Origin of the sequence: Thermococcus radiotolerans, assembly GCF_002214565.1 — an archaeon.
Lineage (GTDB): Archaea > Methanobacteriota_B > Thermococci > Thermococcales > Thermococcaceae > Thermococcus > Thermococcus radiotolerans.
Window position 1 is genome coordinate 1495473 of the sequence record NZ_CP015106.1, and the last position, 17424, is coordinate 1512896.

At 56.3% G+C, this 17424-nt stretch carries 19 protein-coding genes; 10 read left to right on the plus strand and 9 right to left on the minus strand.

The features are described 5' to 3' along the window. Positions 1-16 precede the first annotated feature (16 nt). Together A3L10_RS08380 and A3L10_RS08385 are read left to right on the plus strand one after the other, a co-directional pair. Positions 17-685 carry a hypothetical protein gene (locus A3L10_RS08380; protein ID WP_088867183.1) on the plus strand — a complete coding sequence of 223 codons (669 nt, stop codon included), beginning with the start codon at positions 17-19 and terminating at the stop codon, positions 683-685. Positions 686-899: 214 nt separating this feature from the next. Continuing rightward, positions 900-1727, plus strand: a complete 828-nt coding sequence (locus A3L10_RS08385) for a radical SAM protein (protein WP_088867184.1) — start codon at positions 900-902, stop codon at positions 1725-1727. Positions 1728-1806: 79 nt separating this feature from the next. Here the strand turns inward: A3L10_RS08385 and A3L10_RS08390 are convergent, their stop codons facing one another. From A3L10_RS08390 to A3L10_RS08400, 3 genes are read right to left on the minus strand one after another with little or no spacing between them, the layout of a single operon-like run. After that, entirely contained in the window at positions 1807-2259 is a 453-nt protein-coding gene (locus tag A3L10_RS08390; protein WP_088181277.1) for an Lrp/AsnC family transcriptional regulator, read from the minus strand. Positions 2260-2314: 55 nt separating this feature from the next. After that, positions 2315-2869, minus strand: coding sequence for an XTP/dITP diphosphatase (locus A3L10_RS08395; RefSeq protein WP_088867185.1), 555 nt, complete (start codon positions 2867-2869; stop codon positions 2315-2317). Between the two features lie 41 nt (positions 2870-2910). Continuing rightward, the gene (locus A3L10_RS08400) at positions 2911-3399 is read right to left on the minus strand and encodes an adenosine-specific kinase (protein WP_088867186.1); all 489 of its coding nucleotides are present in this window, start codon (positions 3397-3399) and stop codon (positions 2911-2913) included. A 70-nt stretch (positions 3400-3469) separates the two neighbouring features. Between A3L10_RS08400 and A3L10_RS08405 the strand changes: the two genes are divergently transcribed. Further along, positions 3470-4387 (plus strand): Lrp/AsnC family transcriptional regulator, encoded by a 918-nt coding sequence (locus tag A3L10_RS08405; RefSeq protein ID WP_088181280.1) that lies wholly within the window; start codon positions 3470-3472, stop codon positions 4385-4387. Here A3L10_RS08405 and A3L10_RS08410 read toward each other — a convergent pair. Together A3L10_RS08410 and A3L10_RS08415 are read right to left on the minus strand one after the other, a co-directional pair. Continuing rightward, a complete protein-coding gene (locus A3L10_RS08410; protein WP_088867187.1) occupies positions 4384-5316 on the minus strand; it encodes an SPASM domain-containing protein in 933 nt (310 codons plus the stop codon). The genes A3L10_RS08405 and A3L10_RS08410 overlap by 4 nt on opposite strands. 108 nt (positions 5317-5424) lie before the next feature. Next, complete coding sequence (locus A3L10_RS08415) at positions 5425-5853, minus strand: molybdenum cofactor biosynthesis protein MoaE (RefSeq protein ID WP_088867188.1); 429 nt, start codon at positions 5851-5853, stop codon at positions 5425-5427. Positions 5854-5951: 98 nt separating this feature from the next. Between A3L10_RS08415 and A3L10_RS08420 the strand changes: the two genes are divergently transcribed. Next, a complete protein-coding gene (locus A3L10_RS08420; RefSeq protein ID WP_088867189.1) occupies positions 5952-6818 on the plus strand; it encodes a hypothetical protein in 867 nt (288 codons plus the stop codon). On the opposite strand, the gene A3L10_RS08425 is transcribed toward A3L10_RS08420, so the two are convergent. Genes A3L10_RS08425 through A3L10_RS08440 form a run of 4 tightly spaced genes read right to left on the minus strand, consistent with a single transcriptional unit; the run spans position 6811 to position 8913 of the window. Further along, positions 6811-7509, minus strand: coding sequence for a ThiF family adenylyltransferase (locus A3L10_RS08425; protein ID WP_088867190.1), 699 nt, complete (start codon positions 7507-7509; stop codon positions 6811-6813). The two genes, A3L10_RS08420 and A3L10_RS08425, sit on opposite strands and share 8 nt — an antisense overlap. Position 7510: 1 nt before the next feature. After that, on the minus strand, positions 7511-7777 hold the full coding sequence (locus tag A3L10_RS08430) for a ubiquitin-like small modifier protein 1 (protein ID WP_088867191.1): 267 nt from the start codon (positions 7775-7777) through the stop codon (positions 7511-7513). Between the two features lie 56 nt (positions 7778-7833). Beyond that, on the minus strand, positions 7834-8352 hold the full coding sequence (locus A3L10_RS08435; protein WP_088867192.1) for a CDP-2,3-bis-(O-geranylgeranyl)-sn-glycerol synthase: 519 nt from the start codon (positions 8350-8352) through the stop codon (positions 7834-7836). A 39-nt stretch (positions 8353-8391) separates the two neighbouring features. Then, positions 8392-8913 (minus strand): GbsR/MarR family transcriptional regulator, encoded by a 522-nt coding sequence (locus tag A3L10_RS08440; RefSeq protein ID WP_088867193.1) that lies wholly within the window; start codon positions 8911-8913, stop codon positions 8392-8394. Positions 8914-9032: 119 nt separating this feature from the next. Here A3L10_RS08440 and A3L10_RS08445 point away from each other — a divergent pair, with 119 nt between their 5' ends. Genes A3L10_RS08445 through A3L10_RS08470 form a run of 6 tightly spaced genes read left to right on the plus strand, consistent with a single transcriptional unit; the run spans position 9033 to position 17417 of the window. Next, a complete protein-coding gene (locus tag A3L10_RS08445; protein ID WP_198362069.1) occupies positions 9033-11300 on the plus strand; it encodes a hydrophobe/amphiphile efflux-3 (HAE3) family transporter in 2268 nt (755 codons plus the stop codon). Next, entirely contained in the window at positions 11297-13666 is a 2370-nt protein-coding gene (locus tag A3L10_RS08450; protein ID WP_088867194.1) for a COG1361 S-layer family protein, read from the plus strand. The genes A3L10_RS08445 and A3L10_RS08450 overlap by 4 nt, the downstream gene beginning before the upstream one ends. A gap of 50 nt (positions 13667-13716) precedes the next feature. Next, positions 13717-14637 (plus strand): LEA type 2 family protein, encoded by a 921-nt coding sequence (locus tag A3L10_RS08455; RefSeq protein WP_232460967.1) that lies wholly within the window; start codon positions 13717-13719, stop codon positions 14635-14637. Positions 14638-14679: 42 nt separating this feature from the next. Beyond that, the gene (locus A3L10_RS08460; RefSeq protein WP_088867196.1) at positions 14680-15198 is read left to right on the plus strand and encodes a DUF3201 domain-containing protein; all 519 of its coding nucleotides are present in this window, start codon (positions 14680-14682) and stop codon (positions 15196-15198) included. 9 nt (positions 15199-15207) lie between these two features. Then, a complete protein-coding gene (locus A3L10_RS08465; protein WP_088867197.1) occupies positions 15208-16356 on the plus strand; it encodes an RsmB/NOP family class I SAM-dependent RNA methyltransferase in 1149 nt (382 codons plus the stop codon). A gap of 2 nt (positions 16357-16358) precedes the next feature. Then, positions 16359-17417, plus strand: coding sequence for a lysylphosphatidylglycerol synthase transmembrane domain-containing protein (locus tag A3L10_RS08470; protein WP_088867198.1), 1059 nt, complete (start codon positions 16359-16361; stop codon positions 17415-17417). Positions 17418-17424: the final 7 nt, after the last annotated feature.

Genomic DNA, 17424 nt, shown 5'->3' on the forward strand with positions numbered 1-17424 from the left:
AATTTTGGTGGAGCCGATGGAGTTCAAGCCGGAGAAGCTCATAAGGCCCAGGCCGTTCCTCATTCTGGCTGAGTTATTCCTTCTGCTGGCGGCATTCGCCGCCACCGAGTCCTACAACGCCTCGATAGCCTGCCTCGGCGCTTCCACGGTTCTGTACTACGTAGGCATGACCGAGCTCGTGAGGGGAAGGCTCGGAAGGTGGGCGGTGAAGCGCTTCACGGTAGCGTATCTCCTCAGGGCGCTCTCGTGGGTTCTTATGCTCGCCTCGGCGGCCTACACCTACTCGGCGGCCATAGAGAACATCTTCCCCTTCGGCCCGCAGGAGTTCGTGATAACCTCCGTGGTGGCGCTCGTGGGAGCGGGAATAAACTACCTCGCGGTCGGGATAAGGAACAGCGTGCTCTGGAAGATTGAGGGGCTGAAGATGAGCCTCTGGATGTCGAGGCTGAACTCGATAGTGCTGTTCCTCATGGCGGCGGTTCCGTTTCTGCCGGCACTCGCCAAGGCCGGCGAGGTAACCTGGCTCTTGGCAGTCCTAGCGGCCCCGATACTCGGTTCCTTCACGGTTCTCGCGATACTCGGAAAGCTGTTCTACCTCAGGTTCCTCCTGACCTTCGAGGAAACAGAAACGTCCAGTCAGGGTTTTAAGCGGGAGGGCGGACTCCCGAAGTGGGAGGGAGACTGAATGACCAAAAAACTCAAAATTTACATTCCCGGTATCAAATTCCCCCCGCAGGACCGGGGGGTTTCACCCCCCACGTCCTTGCTAACCCCCTCCCCCCGAACGTGGGGCTTCGCCCCACATAAATCGGGAAACCACGTTTCCCAAACCCTTCCTTCTCCTTTAAACACCGGAGGGGGGCAAAGCCCCCTACAACCCCCTTTCTGAGGTGAGTTAAATGAAAAAGCTCAAAATCTACATTCCAGGCATCAAATTCCCCTCAATCTCTCTCACCGGTAACTACTGCGCGCTGAACTGCGCCCACTGCGGAAAACACTACCTTGAGAGCATGAGAAAGCCCACCAGAAAGAATCTGGTTGACTATTGCCTCAGCCTAGAGAGGGAGGGCTACACCGGATGCCTGCTGAGCGGTGGAATGGATTCGAGGCTCAAGGTTCCCATCGACAGGTACGCGGATGAAATCAGGGAGATAAAGCGAAGAACGAGCCTCAAGCTCAACGCCCACGTGGGGTTCATAGACGAGAACGATCTGGAGTGGGTCAGGTACGTCGATGTCGTCTCCCTCGACTTCGTGGGCGATAACGACGTCATAAGGCGCGTTTACAAGATAGACAAAACCGTCGAGGACTACCTGAGAATCCTAGACCTGCTCACGGGGGCGGGCGTCAGGGTGGCCCCCCACATAACCATAGGCCTCGACTTCGGCAGAATCGGCTGGGAGTACAGGGCGATAGACCTGCTGATGGAGTATCCGATAGACGTCCTCGTGCTGGACGTACTCATACCGACGAAGGGGACGGAGATGGAGAACGTTCCAAAGCCGGGCGTTGGGGATAGTCTGAAGGTCGTGAAATACGCCAGGGAGCGCTTCGACGGGGAGCTGAGCATAGGCTGCATGCGCCCGCTGGGCAGGTGGCGGGTTGACTTCGACAGGGGAGCGATTCTAGCCGGCGTTGACAGGCTGACGAATCCCCCCAGAAAAGTCATCGAATGGGCAAAGAGTGTGAGGGACGTTGAAATAATCTACGAGTGCTGCGTCATGTAGGGCGCCACGATAGTGGGCTCAGGAAACCTCGCATCATCATAAAATCAGAAAGGAGAACGTCAATCATCGCCCCGGGACTTCATAGTTCCTCCTTAACCGTAACGAAGGACACCATGGTTACGGTCTGTCCAACGCCCTTTATCTCTCTGAGCCGGTCCACGACTATCTTTCCAACTTCCTCCGAGCTTGGAGCACGGACTTTTATGAGGAGGTCCCACTCACCGGCTATTATGTGGACTTCGTAAACTCCCTCAAGGGCCGCTATCCTCTCAGCCACTTCCCTCTGGCTTAAACCGGAATCCGGCTCGTATCGGGCAAGTATGAACGCAGTGGTTCCAAGGTTGAGCTTCTTGTAGTTGGGTTTCACGGTGAACTTCTCTATCACGCCCTCCTCCACCAGCTTCTTGATGCGGTAGTGGACGGTCGTCCTGGGTATCCCCAGCTTTTTGCTCAGGCTCGCTATGTTCTCCCTGGCGTTCTCTTTGAGCTCCCTCAACAACCTCAAATCCGTGCCATCCAATGAAGCTACCATCGCGACCCCCTTCGTCATTCGTTCAATTATAACTGTTAACTTTGGAACGATAGCCTTATTTAAGGTTTTCCTTTAGCCACTCAGCGAAAGCCTTAAGGGCACGTCCCCTGTGCGATATGAGGTTCTTCTCATCTGTTGTCATTTCGGCGAAAGTCTCCTCGAATCCCAGAGGTTTGAATATCGGATCGAAGCCGAAGCCGCCACTTCCCCTCGGCTCGGCCGTTATCTCTCCATCAACCCTGCCGGTGAAGAGGTGGGCCTCGCCGTCCCAGTAGGCGATGACGCTTTTGAAGTGGGCCTTCCTGTTCTCGAGGCCCTCCATCAGCTTGAGTATTCCGTCTATTCCCAGCGTCCTGTAGACGTAGGCGGAGTAGACACCGGGAAAGCCGTCAAAGGCGTCTATGAAGAGACCGGAGTCGTCCAGGAAGAAGGGACCCTCAATCTTCCCGCTCAGCCATTCAACGCCGAAGAGGGCGACTTCCTCAAGCGTATCCGCCTGTATCTCGGGGTACTCCATCCTGAGCTGATAAACCTCAACGCCGAGGGGTTCGAAGTACTTCCTCGCCTCCTCAACCTTTCCGGGGTTAGAAGTGATAAAAGCCAGCCTCATGGAATCACCGAGGGGAAGTGGAAAAGAGAAATAAAAAGGTTTCAGTCGAACTTGTAGCCTATCCTCTCAACGAGCTCCCTGCGCTCCCTCTTGAGATCCTCATCCTCGATCCTGTTGGCGGCCTTCCCATCAACGACTCCGAGGACGCTCCTTCCCAGCTCGGTTTCAGCTATTATCACCTGGAAGGGGTTCTCGCTGGCGCCGTAGACCATCGCAACGGCCGGGTGGTTCTTGACGGCGTTGAGAACGTTTATCGGGAAGGCGTTCTTCATGAGTATCACGAAGACGTGGCCGGCACCGATCTTAAGGGCGTTTTTGGCTGCCAGCTTCTCAAGCTCCTCGTCGTTGCCCGTGAAGCGCGTCAGCTGCGGTTTGGCCTCGTTCATTGCCACACCGAACTTTATGCCCGGAACCGTCGTCAGAAGCGTCTTGGCGAGGTCGTCAACCGTGAAGATAGAGAAGTTTCCCTGGCCGATTATCACCTCGACCCCTTCGGGCTTCTCGATATCCACAACATCTATCTTTACCATGTTCACCACCGGAAGGGTTTAATATCCAATGATGATATAACCTTTTCGTGCGGCGGCATGGTGAGGTGAAATGGGCGAACCCATTATGGACGAGCTCGAATTCCTCGTTGAAATCCTCGAGAAACATCCCCTCGACAGCCTCAAAAAAATCGCCGAGGAGGAGGGTATAGACTACTACAGGCTTAAGAGGCTGTACGACAAGTACTACGGAAAGTACCTCACCGTGAGTGCGTTCATCAGCCTCAAGCGCCTTGGACTGCGAACCTACGTCGGATTCCTAACTGTTCCGTCGGACAGGCTCCTCGAAGTGGGCCTTCGAATGAGCCAGAATCCATTCGTTGGCTACATGAACCCGGCCTATGGATTCAAAAACGGCCTTTCGGTGATATTCTACACCCCCGACGACCAGAGGGACAGGATAGAGGAGTTCCTGTCCCAGTACTCGGAAGACTACGAGTACTACGAGGCCAGGGCATACCCGTACGACGGCGACGACAACTTTGGAGACTGGGATCTGAGCTACGATTACGCCATTCTGCTCGACATACTCAAGTGGGACTCAAGGATGCCCATAACCGAGATGGCACGGAACCTCGGAAAGAGCAGGCCCACCGTTAGATACATGATAAACAGGCTGAAGGAGGAGGGCATACTCCTCGACTTCGCGCCGGTGATAGACATGAACGTCCACGACAGGGCAGTCATAGGACTCACGAAAGAACTGGACGAGAAGGTTCTGGAGAGATTCAACGAGTACGAAATAATGGTGGGAGTCCTCCCCGGATACGGATACATTCTGGAGTGGTTCTTCTCCTCCAAGGAGGACCTGGGAAGCAAAGTTCTCGAGTTCAGCGCCCACGTCGAGAAGCTCCTCATAGAGTACTTCGACGAGACCTTCAAGGAGCTCAACGATAGAAACGCCAGGACCAGATATGCCAGGATGGTTAAAAAGGATGGGAGTGGCTACCGCTCCATGCTTGACTTCTAAAAGGCTATCTGACAGTATTCCAGGCCGTCTATCTCCCCACTCGCCTGGTACTCCAGCGCCCTGCAGTCGTGGCATATGTACTTAAACGGGCAGGTCCTGCAGGCATCGATATCGTCCTTCGTCATCTTCCAGAAGGCCTTGAGCCTCTTCTTCCTGAGCACCTTTTTGATCCCCAGTTCCTTCATGTCCCCAACGACGTAGTTCCTCAGCAGCGGGCACGGGAGGGCGTAGCCCTCGGCGGTTATCGCCATGGTGCCCGCGAGGCAGTCGTGGTACTTCTCAACGCTCGGGTTGAGTATCCTCTTGACCTCGATGACGTTGAAGTCCAGTCTCCTCGCCGAGCCCGGGAAAAGCACGTCAACGTAGATTTCTCCGGGGAAGGTGGTCTTGAGGCCCCTAAGTTCATCCAGGTGTGAGCCCTGCACCATCACCAGCGCCCCGTGGAGCCAGCTGTGGGCCTCAAGCTGGTGGAGGTTCTCGGGCGAGTACTCGAACTCGGCTATGAAACGAACACCCTCAATGGGTTCGATTGAATCCACGTCCTCAAGCCTAACGACGGCGTAAACCTCGGGAACACCTATTTCAGCCGCGTACGAGGCAACGCTGGTCAGGTATTCGACCCTGTCGTAGTTTGTGAGCCACAGCTCCTTTCCACCGATCTCCCTGAACTCCATTATCAGCTCCTTAACTCGCTCTGGACTCAGCGGCTCGCGGCGGAGCAGGAAGGAGTTGTTTCCTATGCAGCCTATGGAGCGGGGTATCCCACCCACTTCCGAGAATCTCCCCCTGCCGGCGCCGAGTTGAACGATGAGGCGCTCAAGCTTCCCGTTGTGAGCCCTGTGACTCCAAGGAGGCTTACCGATGGAAACTATGTTGAGGGCGGTCCCCACATCAACGGCATGAGACGCATCGTAAGCTACCTTCTCCATTTAGCCCTCACCATAGGAAGAAACGCCGGAATCGTATATATACTTTTTCTATTCCGATTTTGCACACTACTGGCAGTAGTCTGCAAAAAATGGAAAAATCCACGTGGCTTATTTCTCGGGCACCACCCTGTCACCCTCTATCCAAAAGGTCCCTTCGTCGGTAATCTCCCTCTTCCAGACGGGAACACGACGCTTCACCTCGTCTATGGCCCAACTGCACGCTTCGAATGCCTCCTTCCTGTGCCTCCCGCTGGCGATGATGAGTATCGTGTCCTCGCCGACCTCAAGCTCGCCGTAGCGGTGCCATATCAGCATGTCTAGGATGGGGAACCTCTCAAGGGCCTCCTTTCGAATCCTTTCCATCTCCGCCTCAGCCATCTCCTCGTATGCCTCGTATACGAGCTTCCTCACCCGCCTTCCGTGGCTTTCGTTCCTCACCCTTCCCAGGAAGAAGACGTAGCCCCCGGCCTCCGGGACGGCGATGTGTCCCAATGCCTCATTCAGGTCAAAGGCATCCTTGGTCATCCTAACCTTCATCCTCATCCCCCTAGAGACTAGGCCCAACCAAATTAAAAGCTGCCGGGTTAACGAAAAGGTTTAAGTGACCTCGATTCCAGGAACTGTGGGTGGTTGAAATGAAAAAATATGCCCTCATTCTCATTCTGATCCTGGTCACAGGACTCATGGCCGGCTGCCTTGGGGGCAACGGCTCAACGACATCGAGTCCGACGACGTCTCAGCAAACGGAGCACACTCCGTCCACGACCACAACGAGGAGCGTCTCCTCAACCACAACGACCCAGTCGCCGACGGGGACCCCCAGGGAGATCACGACGGACGAGCTCCTCGCGGGAGTTTCTGGGATAAGGCAGTTCACCTACACGGCCAACGCCGAGGTGTCCATGCTCGTCATCGTGAAGCAGGGAAACCTTACCCAGAGGGACAACGTGACGCTCGCGATAGAGGAAACCGGTTACATGGACTTTGAATCGTGGAGCGCCTGGATAAACACCACGACCATCAGCGTTCCAGACAACGCCTCCACGAACACGTCCAGAATCGTGGTCAACAACGTCACGTACATCATGACCCCGATGGGATGGGTAAAGGCCACCGATCCGGCGACTGCAGAGTTCATGTGGAGGTACAACTTGGTGAGCCTCGCGAGGGAGTACCTCAAGAGAACCCCGGACGAGAGGGAGAACGGAGAGAAGCTCGTGCTCAGATACTACCTGAACGACCAGGAGGTGGCCCCACTGGCCATGATGTACTTCGCCGCGACCCAGGACACCCAGATAAGCGTGAAGAACGGTGTCCTTGAGCTCTACTTCGACGGTGCCAACCTGATCGGGGGGAGGATAAGCTTCTCGGTCAGCACGAAGACCTCGATAGACGATCCGACGATAGGGAAGATGACGATAACCCAGGACGGTTCGTGGAGCGAGACAATAACCATAACGTCGGTGAACGAAAAGAGAAAGGTCACGGAGCCCTCTACCTGAGCTCAACGACGTCGAAGGTGTTGAAGGCCAAGTCAACTATGAGCAGCTTGTTGAGGAGCGGCTCGCCGATCCCGGTGAGCAGCTTCACAACCTCCATCGCCTGAATCGTTCCGATGACTCCAGCGGTCGCGCCGAGTATCGGGAACTTTCCGCTCTTTTCCCCCACATTTGGAAATATTTCCCTCAGGCTCTTCGTGAACCCAGGCACCACGGTGGTGACCTGCCCGAAGGTTCCCTCGACCGCGCCGTGAACCAGGGGGATTCTGGCCTTTTGGGCGTAATCATCGAGCAGGAACCTCGTTTCGAAGTTGTCGAGGCAGTCAACGATGACGTCAACGCCGTCCAGGACTTTTTCGATGTTCTCCGCCGTTAACCGACCAACGAAGGTCTTTATCCGTATGTCCGGGTTGAAGCGCTCCAGCTTCCACTTTGCGGAGATGGGCTTCGGGTTCTTTCCAATGTCCTCCTCCCAGTGGAGTATCTGCCTGTTGAGGTTGCTCAGCTCAGGCTTTTGCTCGTCCACGAGGAGGATGGTGCCTATCCCCGCCGCCGCCAGGTAATACGCCACCGGGCTCCCAAGGCCGCCGACGCCAACGACGGCTACCTTTGAGGCCTTAAGCTTCTCCTGGCCCTCCTCTCCAAAAATCATTATCTGCCTGTCGTAGCGCTCAAGCTCCCTATCGCTCAGCATCTCAACCACCACTCACCGGTGGAAACAAGGCCACCACATCTCCATCCTGCAACACGTCATCAAAACCCACGTAGCGGCCGTTTCGGGAGACGTTGACGTCCGCCAGGTCGTCATCTTCGGCGAAGACCTCCGTCCTGAGAACCGGGTGCCTCTCCTTCAGCAACTCTATGAGCTCCCTGACCGTTATGCCATTCGGAGCTTCCAGCTCCTCCTCCCCAGTACCAACGATGGAGCGGAATCTGGCGAAATAGCGAACCTTAATCCTCATGCACACCACCGAAAAGGGTTGGAGGGGAAGTTAAAAAGGATTGCTGGACGGCTCCCCTACCACGGCACGCTCTTCCAGCCCATTCTGTAGGCGAAGTAGTTTGCGCCCCAGTGGATGAAGGGCGAGACGACGAGGAGGAAGATTATCTGGCCAGAGCTCAGGGTCTTGACAGGATAGGCAAGTGCAAGGGCAGCTATGAGGAAACCCAGCTGATCCAGGCCTATGGCCGGGGCCCCGCGCGGCAGGTTCGCGCGTCTCTTGAGGAAGCTCCCGATTAAATCTCCCAGGAGGGCACCGAGGGCCAGGAGGAACGCAAGAAGGGCTGCCGTTTTCAGGTTTCCGTAAAAGTCCGGGGTTAAGAAGTACTGGACGAGTCCCGTCAGCGTGCCGCACGCCAAGCCTCCGAAGAAGCCCCTCCACGTCTTTCCGTCGCCAAGAATTCTCCGTCCATCGCGCCAGTTCCTGCCACCGTCTATCGGCAGCCCTCCCCCAAGCAACACCGGCGAACCGTTGGCAACGTAGGCGGGCAGTATGTACCAGAAGGCCCACAGGAGAGATGAGAGTGACGCCGTCATAATTTCACCCGATTTGATTATTGAAAGCCGGTTTTAAAACTAGCGATTTTCACCGGATTCGAGGCAGTTGAGCAGCCTCTCCAAGACCTCCTCGTCCTCGTGCTCGATGAGGAACCTAATAATCCTCTCGGCGAGCGCGTTCCTCCTCATCACTAACGTGATGCTCTCACGTATTGACTCCGCCTCCTCGCCTTCTTCGCCTTCGAGCTCCTTCAAAGCCCTCTCGAGGTTGGCCCTTGTCTGCTGTATGTCCTCCATTATCTTCCCGTAGTAGGCGGCCTGGCGCCATTCCCTCAGAAGCTTGGTGGCGCGGAAGTAGGCCTTCTTGTCGCCGGGCTTTTTGATCCTCACAACGAGCCCTATGCGCTCCATGAACTTGAGGGCGGTGCTCACGTGGGAGAGGGAATATCCAGTCGCCTCGGCGATCTCACCCAGGCTCATCGGTTCCCTAGCCAGAAAGAGAACCCCGTATATGTAACCGTAAAGCTCGTTGAAACCGAACCTTCTCGCGGCCCCTGCAAAATGATCCATGATTATCCTCTTAGCCTCATCCACACCCATGACCAACACCTCGATTTATACCATCGCCGAAACGGAGTATACCAATCAACTGACAAAAGGTTTTTAAGGTTTCGCATATTTAAAACTTTCGGAAGTTTCCGAAAGTTGGGGGAGAAAGCATGAAACTGCTGAGGGGCGCCGCGAGAGTCATCGTGAGGTACAGGGTGGCCTTTGCGCTAATCGCCATATTTCTGCTAGTCGTTTCGATATACGGCATCCAGAACCTCCGCTTTGAGAGCGACCTCAGAACCATGCTGCCCGAGAACCATCCTGCCATAACCGACTACACGACCCTCCAGAACGAGTTTCAGAGCGGCGACAGCACGCTGATAGTCGTCAAGGTGGACTCGATAGAACCCGGCGGCGTCTACGACATCCGCGACCCGAAGGTCATAGAGGCCGTTTACGAGCTCGAGCAGAGGCTCCGGCAAAGGGAGTACGTAACGGACACCATGAGCATCGCCGACATCTACATGCAGGTTCTCGGAAGGCTTCCAAAGACAGAGGAGGAGGCAAAGTTCGTCCTCGACATGCTCCCGCCGGAGGAGAGGTACCAGCTCGTCAGCAGGGACTACACGACGACAATAATAGCCGTGACGATAAGCAGGGAGAAGAAAACGGAGACCCTGGTGAGGGCCTACAAGGGCATAGAGGAGGACATAAACGACGTCAAGTTCCCGAAAAACGTTGAAGTCATCCAGACGGGGAACATCGGCATAACCTACCGCATACTGGAACTCCTCCAGAGCGACCTCAACAAGACGATGGCCATCTCCTTCATCCTCGTCATAGCCCTGCTCCTGTACTTCTACCGCTCTCCCGTCAAGGCCGTCATTCCGCTCATCCCACTCATCTTCGGTGTCACGATGACGCTCGGCTTCATGGGGCTGATGAACATCCCCCTCGATCTGGCCACGACCACAATAGGCGCGATGCTCATTGGAATGGGAATAGACTACGGAATCCACGTAACCAACCGCTATTACGAGGAGCGCGGCAAGGGAAGGAGCATAGAAGAAGCGGCCGAGGAAGCGGTCGCAGAGACCGGAAAAGCCCTCCTCGGTGCGGCGCTTACCACCATAGCGGGCTTCGCCGCGATGTACCTTTCCAGCCTTCCGATGCTCCACCACCTGGCCACCGCGCTGATTCTCGGTTTAAGTTTAGCCGCACTCAACGCCGTCGTGATAACCCCCGCCGTCATAATCCTCGAAGAGGACATCATGAAGAAACTGAAGGGACACTACGTGGTTCCGGAGGTTCGCTCGCACTCCGGCCTCGTGGGGAAGGTATTCCATAACCTCGGAGAGACCATCAGGAAAAAGCCGGTTGCATTTCTCGCGGCGGTGTTCCTGATAACCCTCTTCTTCGGCTACGGGATAACCCAGGTAACCACTGAGGTCAGACTCGAGAAGTTCGTCCCCAAGGGAATGCCGGAGATAGAGGCCCTCATGGACATCAGGAGTGACTTCGGCGGCCAGGACGAGCTGTACGTCCTGGTCAAGGCCAACGACGTCAGGAACCCCGCCATCGTCAGGGGCATCTACCGCTTTGAGAATCAGGTAAAAGCGGACTCATACTACAACGGCGTCTTCGACTCGGAGAGCATCGCCGACGTCGTGCATCGCGAGTACGGGTACATCCCAAACGAGGAGGGGAAGATAAAGGAGGCGCTCGGTGACTACCAGGGCGTCAGCATGGTCTCCAGCGACTACTCGATGACCATCGTCAAGTTCAAGGGGGACTTCGGGGGAGAGAGCATGGACGACTTCAGGAGGATAATGCGCTATTTCGAGGAGGAAACCGTGAGGGCGCAGGATACCGAGTTTCCACCGGGCACGAGGCTCTCTCTCACGGGGGACATATACCTGAACTACGTCCTCGACCAGCTCACGAAGGTCGAGATAAACCGCATCTCGATGTACGGAACCGTTTTCGTGGTGTTGATAGTGCTCCTCCTCTTCAGGCGGCCCAAGGTTTCGATGGCGATGATAACACCGATGTTCCTAGGCGCCCTCTGGACGGTTGGATTTATGGGCTGGGCCGGGATACCGTTCACTCAGAGTCTGGCCGGAGTCATCTCAATGATAGTCGGCCTGGGCGTTGACTACGGCATGCACCTCACCCACCGCTTCCTCGAAGAGATGAACGAGGGCAACCCCAGGCCGATAGTCACGTCGGTTGAGAGCGTCGGGCCGGGCATACTGGCCGGCGCCCTGACAACGGCCGGCGGCTTTCTAGCTTTGCTCGCCGGTGAGCTGCCGACCATACACGACTTTGGAACGACACTCGCCTTTGGAATATTCGCATCCATGTTTGCCGCTTACCTCGTAACCCCTGCGCTGCTGCAGGTCTTTTATGGAAGGAACATCGGAGGTGGTAGGGAATGAAAAAGATTGGACTGATCCTCGGACTGATGCTCATCACCGCAATGCTATCCGGGGGCGTGAGCGCATCAACCGGAAGTCCCCTCTTCGAGGGCTACCTGAGCAAGGGTGAGGCGATTCTCGTCGGCCCGCTGATAGTGACCCTCACGGACACCCAGAAGGACTACGGGAGCGGTGACTACTACGCCTTCCTCATGATAATGAAGGATGGAAGGATACTCAACGCTGAGTACAAGACGATACTCGTGCCCGATCCGCAGAAGATAAGAAGGCTTCTCCTCGATCCGGAGTTCCTCCTGGCTATGGCCGAAACCCAGGGCTACGACGTGACACAGTGCGAGCAGTACGTGAACAACACTGCCGAGTTTAACGCCTGTCTGATCTCAACGGCCTACGGATTCTACCAGTGGCTCAACTCGGCATCCCCGAAGGAGATAGGGGAGGCTGTCGTGAAGACAATAGAGGAGCACCCCGAACTTGGGATAAGCAAGGAAGACATCCTGATGGAGATAATGTACCCCAAGGTAACCCCCGTCAGGGAGGGGGAGACGGTAGAGGTCAACGTTGACAACCGAACGGTCTACGTGACGGTCAACGAGGTCTATCCGAACGGGGTCAGGATAAGCATGAGTGGGCCCCCCGAGTGGAGGGCAGCGACCGCCCCTGGAATGATAATCTCGAGCGTTGAGATGCCGAGCACGGTTCAGCCAGGTGATACTGTCACGATCAAGGTCCATCTGAGGAACGAGGGCGCCCTGAAGGTGCGCTACATCAACGTCTTCGTCACGCCCACGCCAATGAGCTTCAACGACAGCTCCTCAATAGCGAGCGCGGTCTCGATGGCCCTCAGCCAGAGCGGGGTGTCGCAGAGCGTCTTCTATCCTGAGGGAAGCGCCGTGCAGTACATCGAGTACCTCGAGGGCAAGGAGAATGCAACGATGACCTTCAGGATAAAGATAAACCCCAACGCCGACGTTGGAACGTACCCGCTCTACGTGGGGGTCATCTATTTCACCGGCCTGGGGGCGAACATGCGCATGGTGCAGAGCTACAACTTCGTGGCGCTCACAGTCAAGAAGCCCAGAGAAGCTTTCATCGAGATAACCAAGGTCGAGACCGAACCCATGGAGATAAGCCCCGGGGACACCTTCACCGTGCGCTTTACCCTTGAGAACACCGGGGCGGAGCCCGTTAAGGCCCTCAGCCTTAAGATAAGCTCCTATAAGGTGCCGGTCCAGGGCGAGATAAAGAACGTCGACCTCTCGGCGCTCTCGCAGCTCCCAATCCAGGGAAGCGAGCAGCTTACCGGAAGCCTCCAAGATGCGCTCAATCAGATAATGGCCCAGCTCGCCAAGCAGAACATAGAGGCCTTCCTGCCCATCGGGGAGGACAACGTGAAATATGTAGCCCAACTTCAGCCGGGGGGGAGGGTCACCCTCGAGTTCAGAATCAAGGCCAACGACAGGCTGGAGAACGGCATATACCCGCTCAGGATAGAGCTGAAGTACCTGACGGAGCCGAACGAGAAGGAGATAACCGACGAGAGGCTGGTCGGAATAGACGTGACCGGAAGGGCCCAGCTGATACTCTCAAAGGTCTCAACGTCGCCCGGCAAGATAATCCCCGGGACGGACAACGTCGAGGTCGACTTCCAGGTGGACAACGTCGGAACCGGGACTGCAAGGACGATAATAGTCAAACCCATGCCGCAGTGGCCCTTCTCGCTCAGCGAGAGCAGCGAGCAGGTCATCGGTCTGGGAAGCCTGGGAAAAGGCGACTCCGCCCAGTCATCCTTCAAGATAAACGTCGCCGAGAACGCCAGTTCGGGAACCTACGAGATACCCCTGCTCGTGACCTACACCAACGACCTCGGCATGGCGAAGAACATAACCCTCAAGGTCCCGATTATAATCGGCTCCAAGCCCAACATCGAGGTCGTCAGCGTGCGCTTCGACCCGGAACCGCTCCAGGGGGAGACGGTCAACGTCTACGTCAAGCTGAAGAACACAGGCGGTGAGAAGGCCACCAGCGTGCTCATCGAGGGAGTCGTGAAGGCCGACCAGCCATTCACGCTGGACAAGAGAACCGACTACGTCGGAGATCTCGCCCCTGGGGCAACCGGCGAGGGCGTGATCGTCCTGAGGATAGACGGAAACGCTATTCCAAAGGACTACAACATCCAGCTTCGCATAAGGGCCGTGGGCGATCCAACTCAGGGTGACGACAACGTCTACGTCTTCGAGAGAACCGTGACCGTTACGGTGGAGAAGAACACGAAGACGAGGACTAACCTCAGGAACCTCGCGATAGTCATCGGCGCCCTGGTCGTCATAGCGGTGGTCTACACATACAGGAAGAGGTCGGGATGACCCCAGCGGACGTTGGAAACCTTTAAACGCATTTCGAAGAATGAAACATTATGGTGAAAAGAATGAACTGGAAGCTGGTGATACTCGGGGTCGTGCTGATACTCATCGTCTGGATTGGATACGTGGTCTACGCCGCAGTGACGGCCCATCCCACGGTCCACGCCACCTGGGGCTACGTGGACGAGAAGACGACCGAAATATGGGTCGAGGCAAAGCTCAGCAAGCCACTGCTCGTTCCTGCTGAGATAGAGAACCTGAGCCTGAGCTTCATGGGGATACCCGTTGCCAGGGTCGCGAGGTTCGACTACGGGGCAACGAGAACCGACGTAAACATGGCGATAGTCATAGACAACGGAAATCTGGTGCGCTCCCTCGTGGCCTACCTGGACAACGGCCAGACCGGCGATGTCGAGCTCAAACTCAAGGGGAGCCTCCTCAAGGTTATCCCAATCAACGCCGACATAAAGCAGGTCATCAGCGAGGACATCCTCGCGTACCTCAACTTCACCGCAGACAGCAAGGAACTCGCGGGTGGACTCGTCAAGAGCCCCGCACTGGTCGAGACAACCTTCGACTGGGCCGGTGAGCAGGACGGGAAGGCAGTCCTAATAGCCCACATGAAGTTCTACAACCCCAACTCCTACAGGATTCCGATAGGGAACGTGAGCTTCGACATGTACGCCAACGACGTGAAAATCGGCTACGGAAAAACCGTCGAGACCGTGGTTCTCCCGCCCAAGGGCTACGCTACGCTGGACGTAGAGACCTTCATAGAGGAGGACGCCCTCCCAGAGGTCTGGGCCACCCACGTAAAGAACGGTGAGGTCAGCAAGGTCAGGGCGGACATATACCTGGACATCACCGTCCTCGGCAGGGAGTACAGCATCAAGCTGGCAAGCTACGAGGAGACCGTGCAGACCGACATCATGGGCGGCATCAACGACATGCTGGAGAGCCTCCTCTCCGGATGAAGGTTTTTAAGGCCCCCATCTTTTCCATTTCTGGTGAGAGAAATGAACGTGAGAGAGATTCACAAGTTCCTCAACGAGATGTGGGAGAGCATGTTCACCCTCAACGAGGAGCTTAAGCTCGAGCTCCCGAAGGAGGGCTTCAGGGTAGAGGACGTTGAGGAGGCCTTCGGTGCCTACATCTTCCTGGACGGCGAGTGGAGGCTAATGAAGTACCCCCACCCGGCCTTCGAGATAAAGCCCCAGATTGAGGTTGGCGCGACGCCGGAGAGCTACTACTTCGTGGTTGCGGTTCCGAAGGAGAGGATAAACGAGAACTTCGTCGGCCTGTTCATCGAGCTCTTTCCGAGGAGCTTCATATACGGCGCCCAGGACTTTCTCAGCGATGTATACAACTGGAGGCGCGACGGAAGGGTCTCCCCGAGGGAGATACTCGAGAAGATTGAAGCCAGCGATGAGAAGCTCTTCCAGTTCGAGGCGAACTTCGGCAGCGTCGAGGCGCTGAAGCGAGGGCTCATGAGACTCATAGAGACCGGCAAGCGCTTCGAAATCTTCGATCTCTGAGGTGTCCCCATGTACGCCGAGGCTTTCCCCGAGGAGCTGAGGGAGTACTACCGGAGGCTCTTCGGGGGCGAGGCTGAGGAGATCATGTCCTCGCTCAGAACGCCGGTGGAGAAGTACTACATCCGCGTGAACACGCTGAAGACGAGCAGGGGAAAGCTCATGGCGATACTCAGAAGGGAGGGCCTCAAGCCGAAGCGAAGCCCCTACCTGAAGGAGGGCATATACTTCGAGCGCGAGGGCCCGAACTTCCCCGATGACTACGAGCCCGGTCTACCGGTCGTCCGCGCCAACAAGTTCGCGAGCGAGAGCGTCTACCAGGGTGCGATGCTCTACGCTCCCGGCGTTCTCCAGGCGGACAAAAAAATCAAGCCCGGCGACGAGGTGGAGATACGCGACCCGAGGGGGCTTCTGGTTGGAATAGGCGTCGCCAGAATGAGCGCCAAGGAGATGATAATATCCACACGGGGTTTAGCTGTTGAGGTCACCCTGCCGAAGTTCAAGCTCCCCAGTCTGAGCGAGCTGGAGTCCTTCAAGGAGGGCCTCTTCTACGCCCAGAGCCTGCCGTCCATGGTGGTCGCCCACGTTCTGGAGCCGAGCGAGGAGGAGCTGATAGTGGACATGGCAGCCGCCCCCGGCGGAAAGACGAGCCACATAGCCCAGCTGATGCAGAACAGGGGCGAGATAATAGCGATGGACAAGTCCAAGAACAGGCTGAAAAAGATGGAGGAGGAACTGAAGAGGCTCGGCGTGAAGACCGTCAAGCCCATCCACATGGACTCACGGAAGCTCCCGGAGTTGGGAATCGAGGCGGACAAGATACTCCTCGACGCACCGTGCACGGCTCTGGGTATACGGCCGAAGCTCTGGGAGAGCAGGACGCCGAAGGACATAGAAGCCACCGCGCGCTACCAGAGGCACTTCATCAACGCCGCCATAAAATCTCTCAGGAGGGGCGGCGTTCTCGTCTACTCGACCTGCACGCTGAGTTATGAAGAGAACGAGGCCAACGTGAAGTACATTCTCGGCAAAGGTTTAAAGCTCGAAGAGCAGAGCATCTTTATAGGTTCGAGCGGTATGGGCATAGATGAGGTTCAGAGGTTCTATCCGAACAGGCACCTGACCCAGGGCTTCTTCATAGCCAGGTTCAGGAAGGTGTAGGCATGGACTGGAAGAAGTACTCCCTCCTGGGCCTCGGCCTGCTCATAATAATCTTCCTAGTCTGGTGGGCAGGATTAGAGGACGTCATCGAGATACTGAAGGGCGCGAGACTGGAGTACTTCGTGCTGGCAATTCTGGCCTACGTCGCGGCCGTCATCATGTGGGCGCTGCGCTGGCGCGTCCTGCTAAAGAGCCTCGGCATAGAGGCACCCTTCAGGACCATAGTGGCCGGTCTCTTCGTCGGAGTCTTCATAAACAACGTGACCCCCGGCGCCAGGGGCGGCGGCGAGCCTGTTAGGATGTACTACATCTCGAAACACACGAAGCAACCCTACGGCCACGTTTTTGCCACGATAATGATGGACAGGATAATGGACGTCATCCCGGTCGTAGTCATGCTCCTCCTCTCGACGGTCTACGTCTACAACCTCGGTTCGTTCTCGCTCACGCTGACACTCCTCCTCCTGGATATCTTCTTCGCCATAATAACCCTCGCCACCGTTGGAATACTCCTGAGCGAGAAGAAGACCAAGGGCATTCTCTACTGGTTCTATCGCCTCTTCGGGAGGATAATGCCCAAGAAGGCCGCCAAGTACGAGGAGAAGTTCGTCCATGCCGTCGAGGTTAGCGTTCCCCAGTTCCAGGAGAACTTCAAGCTCCTGATGAGGCACAAGGTGGCCTTCACGCTGTCGCTGATTTACTCATTCGCCTTCTGGTTCCTCGTTCTGCTCCGCTCCTACTTCATTTTCATCAGCATAAACAGCCCGATAAAGCTCCTCGACGTCATGGTCGTCCAGATGATAGGCATCGTCGTCGGGATGTTCATGATAATCCCGGGCGGAGCGGGAATAATAGAGGCCATAAACTCGGCAGTTTACGTTCTCCTGGGGATAAACAAGGAGATAGCGGTGACCGCGACGCTGCTGGAGAGGCTGATATCCTACTGGGCGCCGACGGCGATAGGGGCAGGCATAATGACACACTTCGGCATCAAGGTGAGCCAGGACAAAAAGAGGCTGGAAGCGGAGGACGACAAGGATATAAACGATGAACCCCAATAACGGGTTT

What these genes read in the sequence shown, in the direction of transcription:
- A3L10_RS08380 (WP_088867183.1), top strand. Translation starts at nt 17, where the DNA reads ATGGAGTTCAAGCCGGAGAAGCTCATAAGGCCCAGGCCGTTCCTCATT.
- A3L10_RS08385 (WP_088867184.1), top strand. Translation starts at nt 900, where the DNA reads ATGAAAAAGCTCAAAATCTACATTCCAGGCATCAAATTCCCCTCAATC.
- A3L10_RS08390 (WP_088181277.1), bottom strand. Translation starts at nt 2,259, where the DNA reads ATGGTAGCTTCATTGGATGGCACGGATTTGAGGTTGTTGAGGGAGCTC.
- A3L10_RS08395 (WP_088867185.1), bottom strand. Translation starts at nt 2,869, where the DNA reads ATGAGGCTGGCTTTTATCACTTCTAACCCCGGAAAGGTTGAGGAGGCG.
- A3L10_RS08400 (WP_088867186.1), bottom strand. Translation starts at nt 3,399, where the DNA reads ATGGTAAAGATAGATGTTGTGGATATCGAGAAGCCCGAAGGGGTCGAG.
- A3L10_RS08405 (WP_088181280.1), top strand. Translation starts at nt 3,470, where the DNA reads ATGGGCGAACCCATTATGGACGAGCTCGAATTCCTCGTTGAAATCCTC.
- A3L10_RS08410 (WP_088867187.1), bottom strand. Translation starts at nt 5,316, where the DNA reads ATGGAGAAGGTAGCTTACGATGCGTCTCATGCCGTTGATGTGGGGACC.
- A3L10_RS08415 (WP_088867188.1), bottom strand. Translation starts at nt 5,853, where the DNA reads ATGAAGGTTAGGATGACCAAGGATGCCTTTGACCTGAATGAGGCATTG.
- A3L10_RS08420 (WP_088867189.1), top strand. Translation starts at nt 5,952, where the DNA reads ATGAAAAAATATGCCCTCATTCTCATTCTGATCCTGGTCACAGGACTC.
- A3L10_RS08425 (WP_088867190.1), bottom strand. Translation starts at nt 7,509, where the DNA reads ATGCTGAGCGATAGGGAGCTTGAGCGCTACGACAGGCAGATAATGATT.
- A3L10_RS08430 (WP_088867191.1), bottom strand. Translation starts at nt 7,777, where the DNA reads ATGAGGATTAAGGTTCGCTATTTCGCCAGATTCCGCTCCATCGTTGGT.
- A3L10_RS08435 (WP_088867192.1), bottom strand. Translation starts at nt 8,352, where the DNA reads ATGACGGCGTCACTCTCATCTCTCCTGTGGGCCTTCTGGTACATACTG.
- A3L10_RS08440 (WP_088867193.1), bottom strand. Translation starts at nt 8,913, where the DNA reads ATGGGTGTGGATGAGGCTAAGAGGATAATCATGGATCATTTTGCAGGG.
- A3L10_RS08445 (WP_198362069.1), top strand. Translation starts at nt 9,033, where the DNA reads ATGAAACTGCTGAGGGGCGCCGCGAGAGTCATCGTGAGGTACAGGGTG.
- A3L10_RS08450 (WP_088867194.1), top strand. Translation starts at nt 11,297, where the DNA reads ATGAAAAAGATTGGACTGATCCTCGGACTGATGCTCATCACCGCAATG.
- A3L10_RS08455 (WP_232460967.1), top strand. Translation starts at nt 13,717, where the DNA reads ATGGTGAAAAGAATGAACTGGAAGCTGGTGATACTCGGGGTCGTGCTG.
- A3L10_RS08460 (WP_088867196.1), top strand. Translation starts at nt 14,680, where the DNA reads ATGAACGTGAGAGAGATTCACAAGTTCCTCAACGAGATGTGGGAGAGC.
- A3L10_RS08465 (WP_088867197.1), top strand. Translation starts at nt 15,208, where the DNA reads ATGTACGCCGAGGCTTTCCCCGAGGAGCTGAGGGAGTACTACCGGAGG.
- A3L10_RS08470 (WP_088867198.1), top strand. Translation starts at nt 16,359, where the DNA reads ATGGACTGGAAGAAGTACTCCCTCCTGGGCCTCGGCCTGCTCATAATA.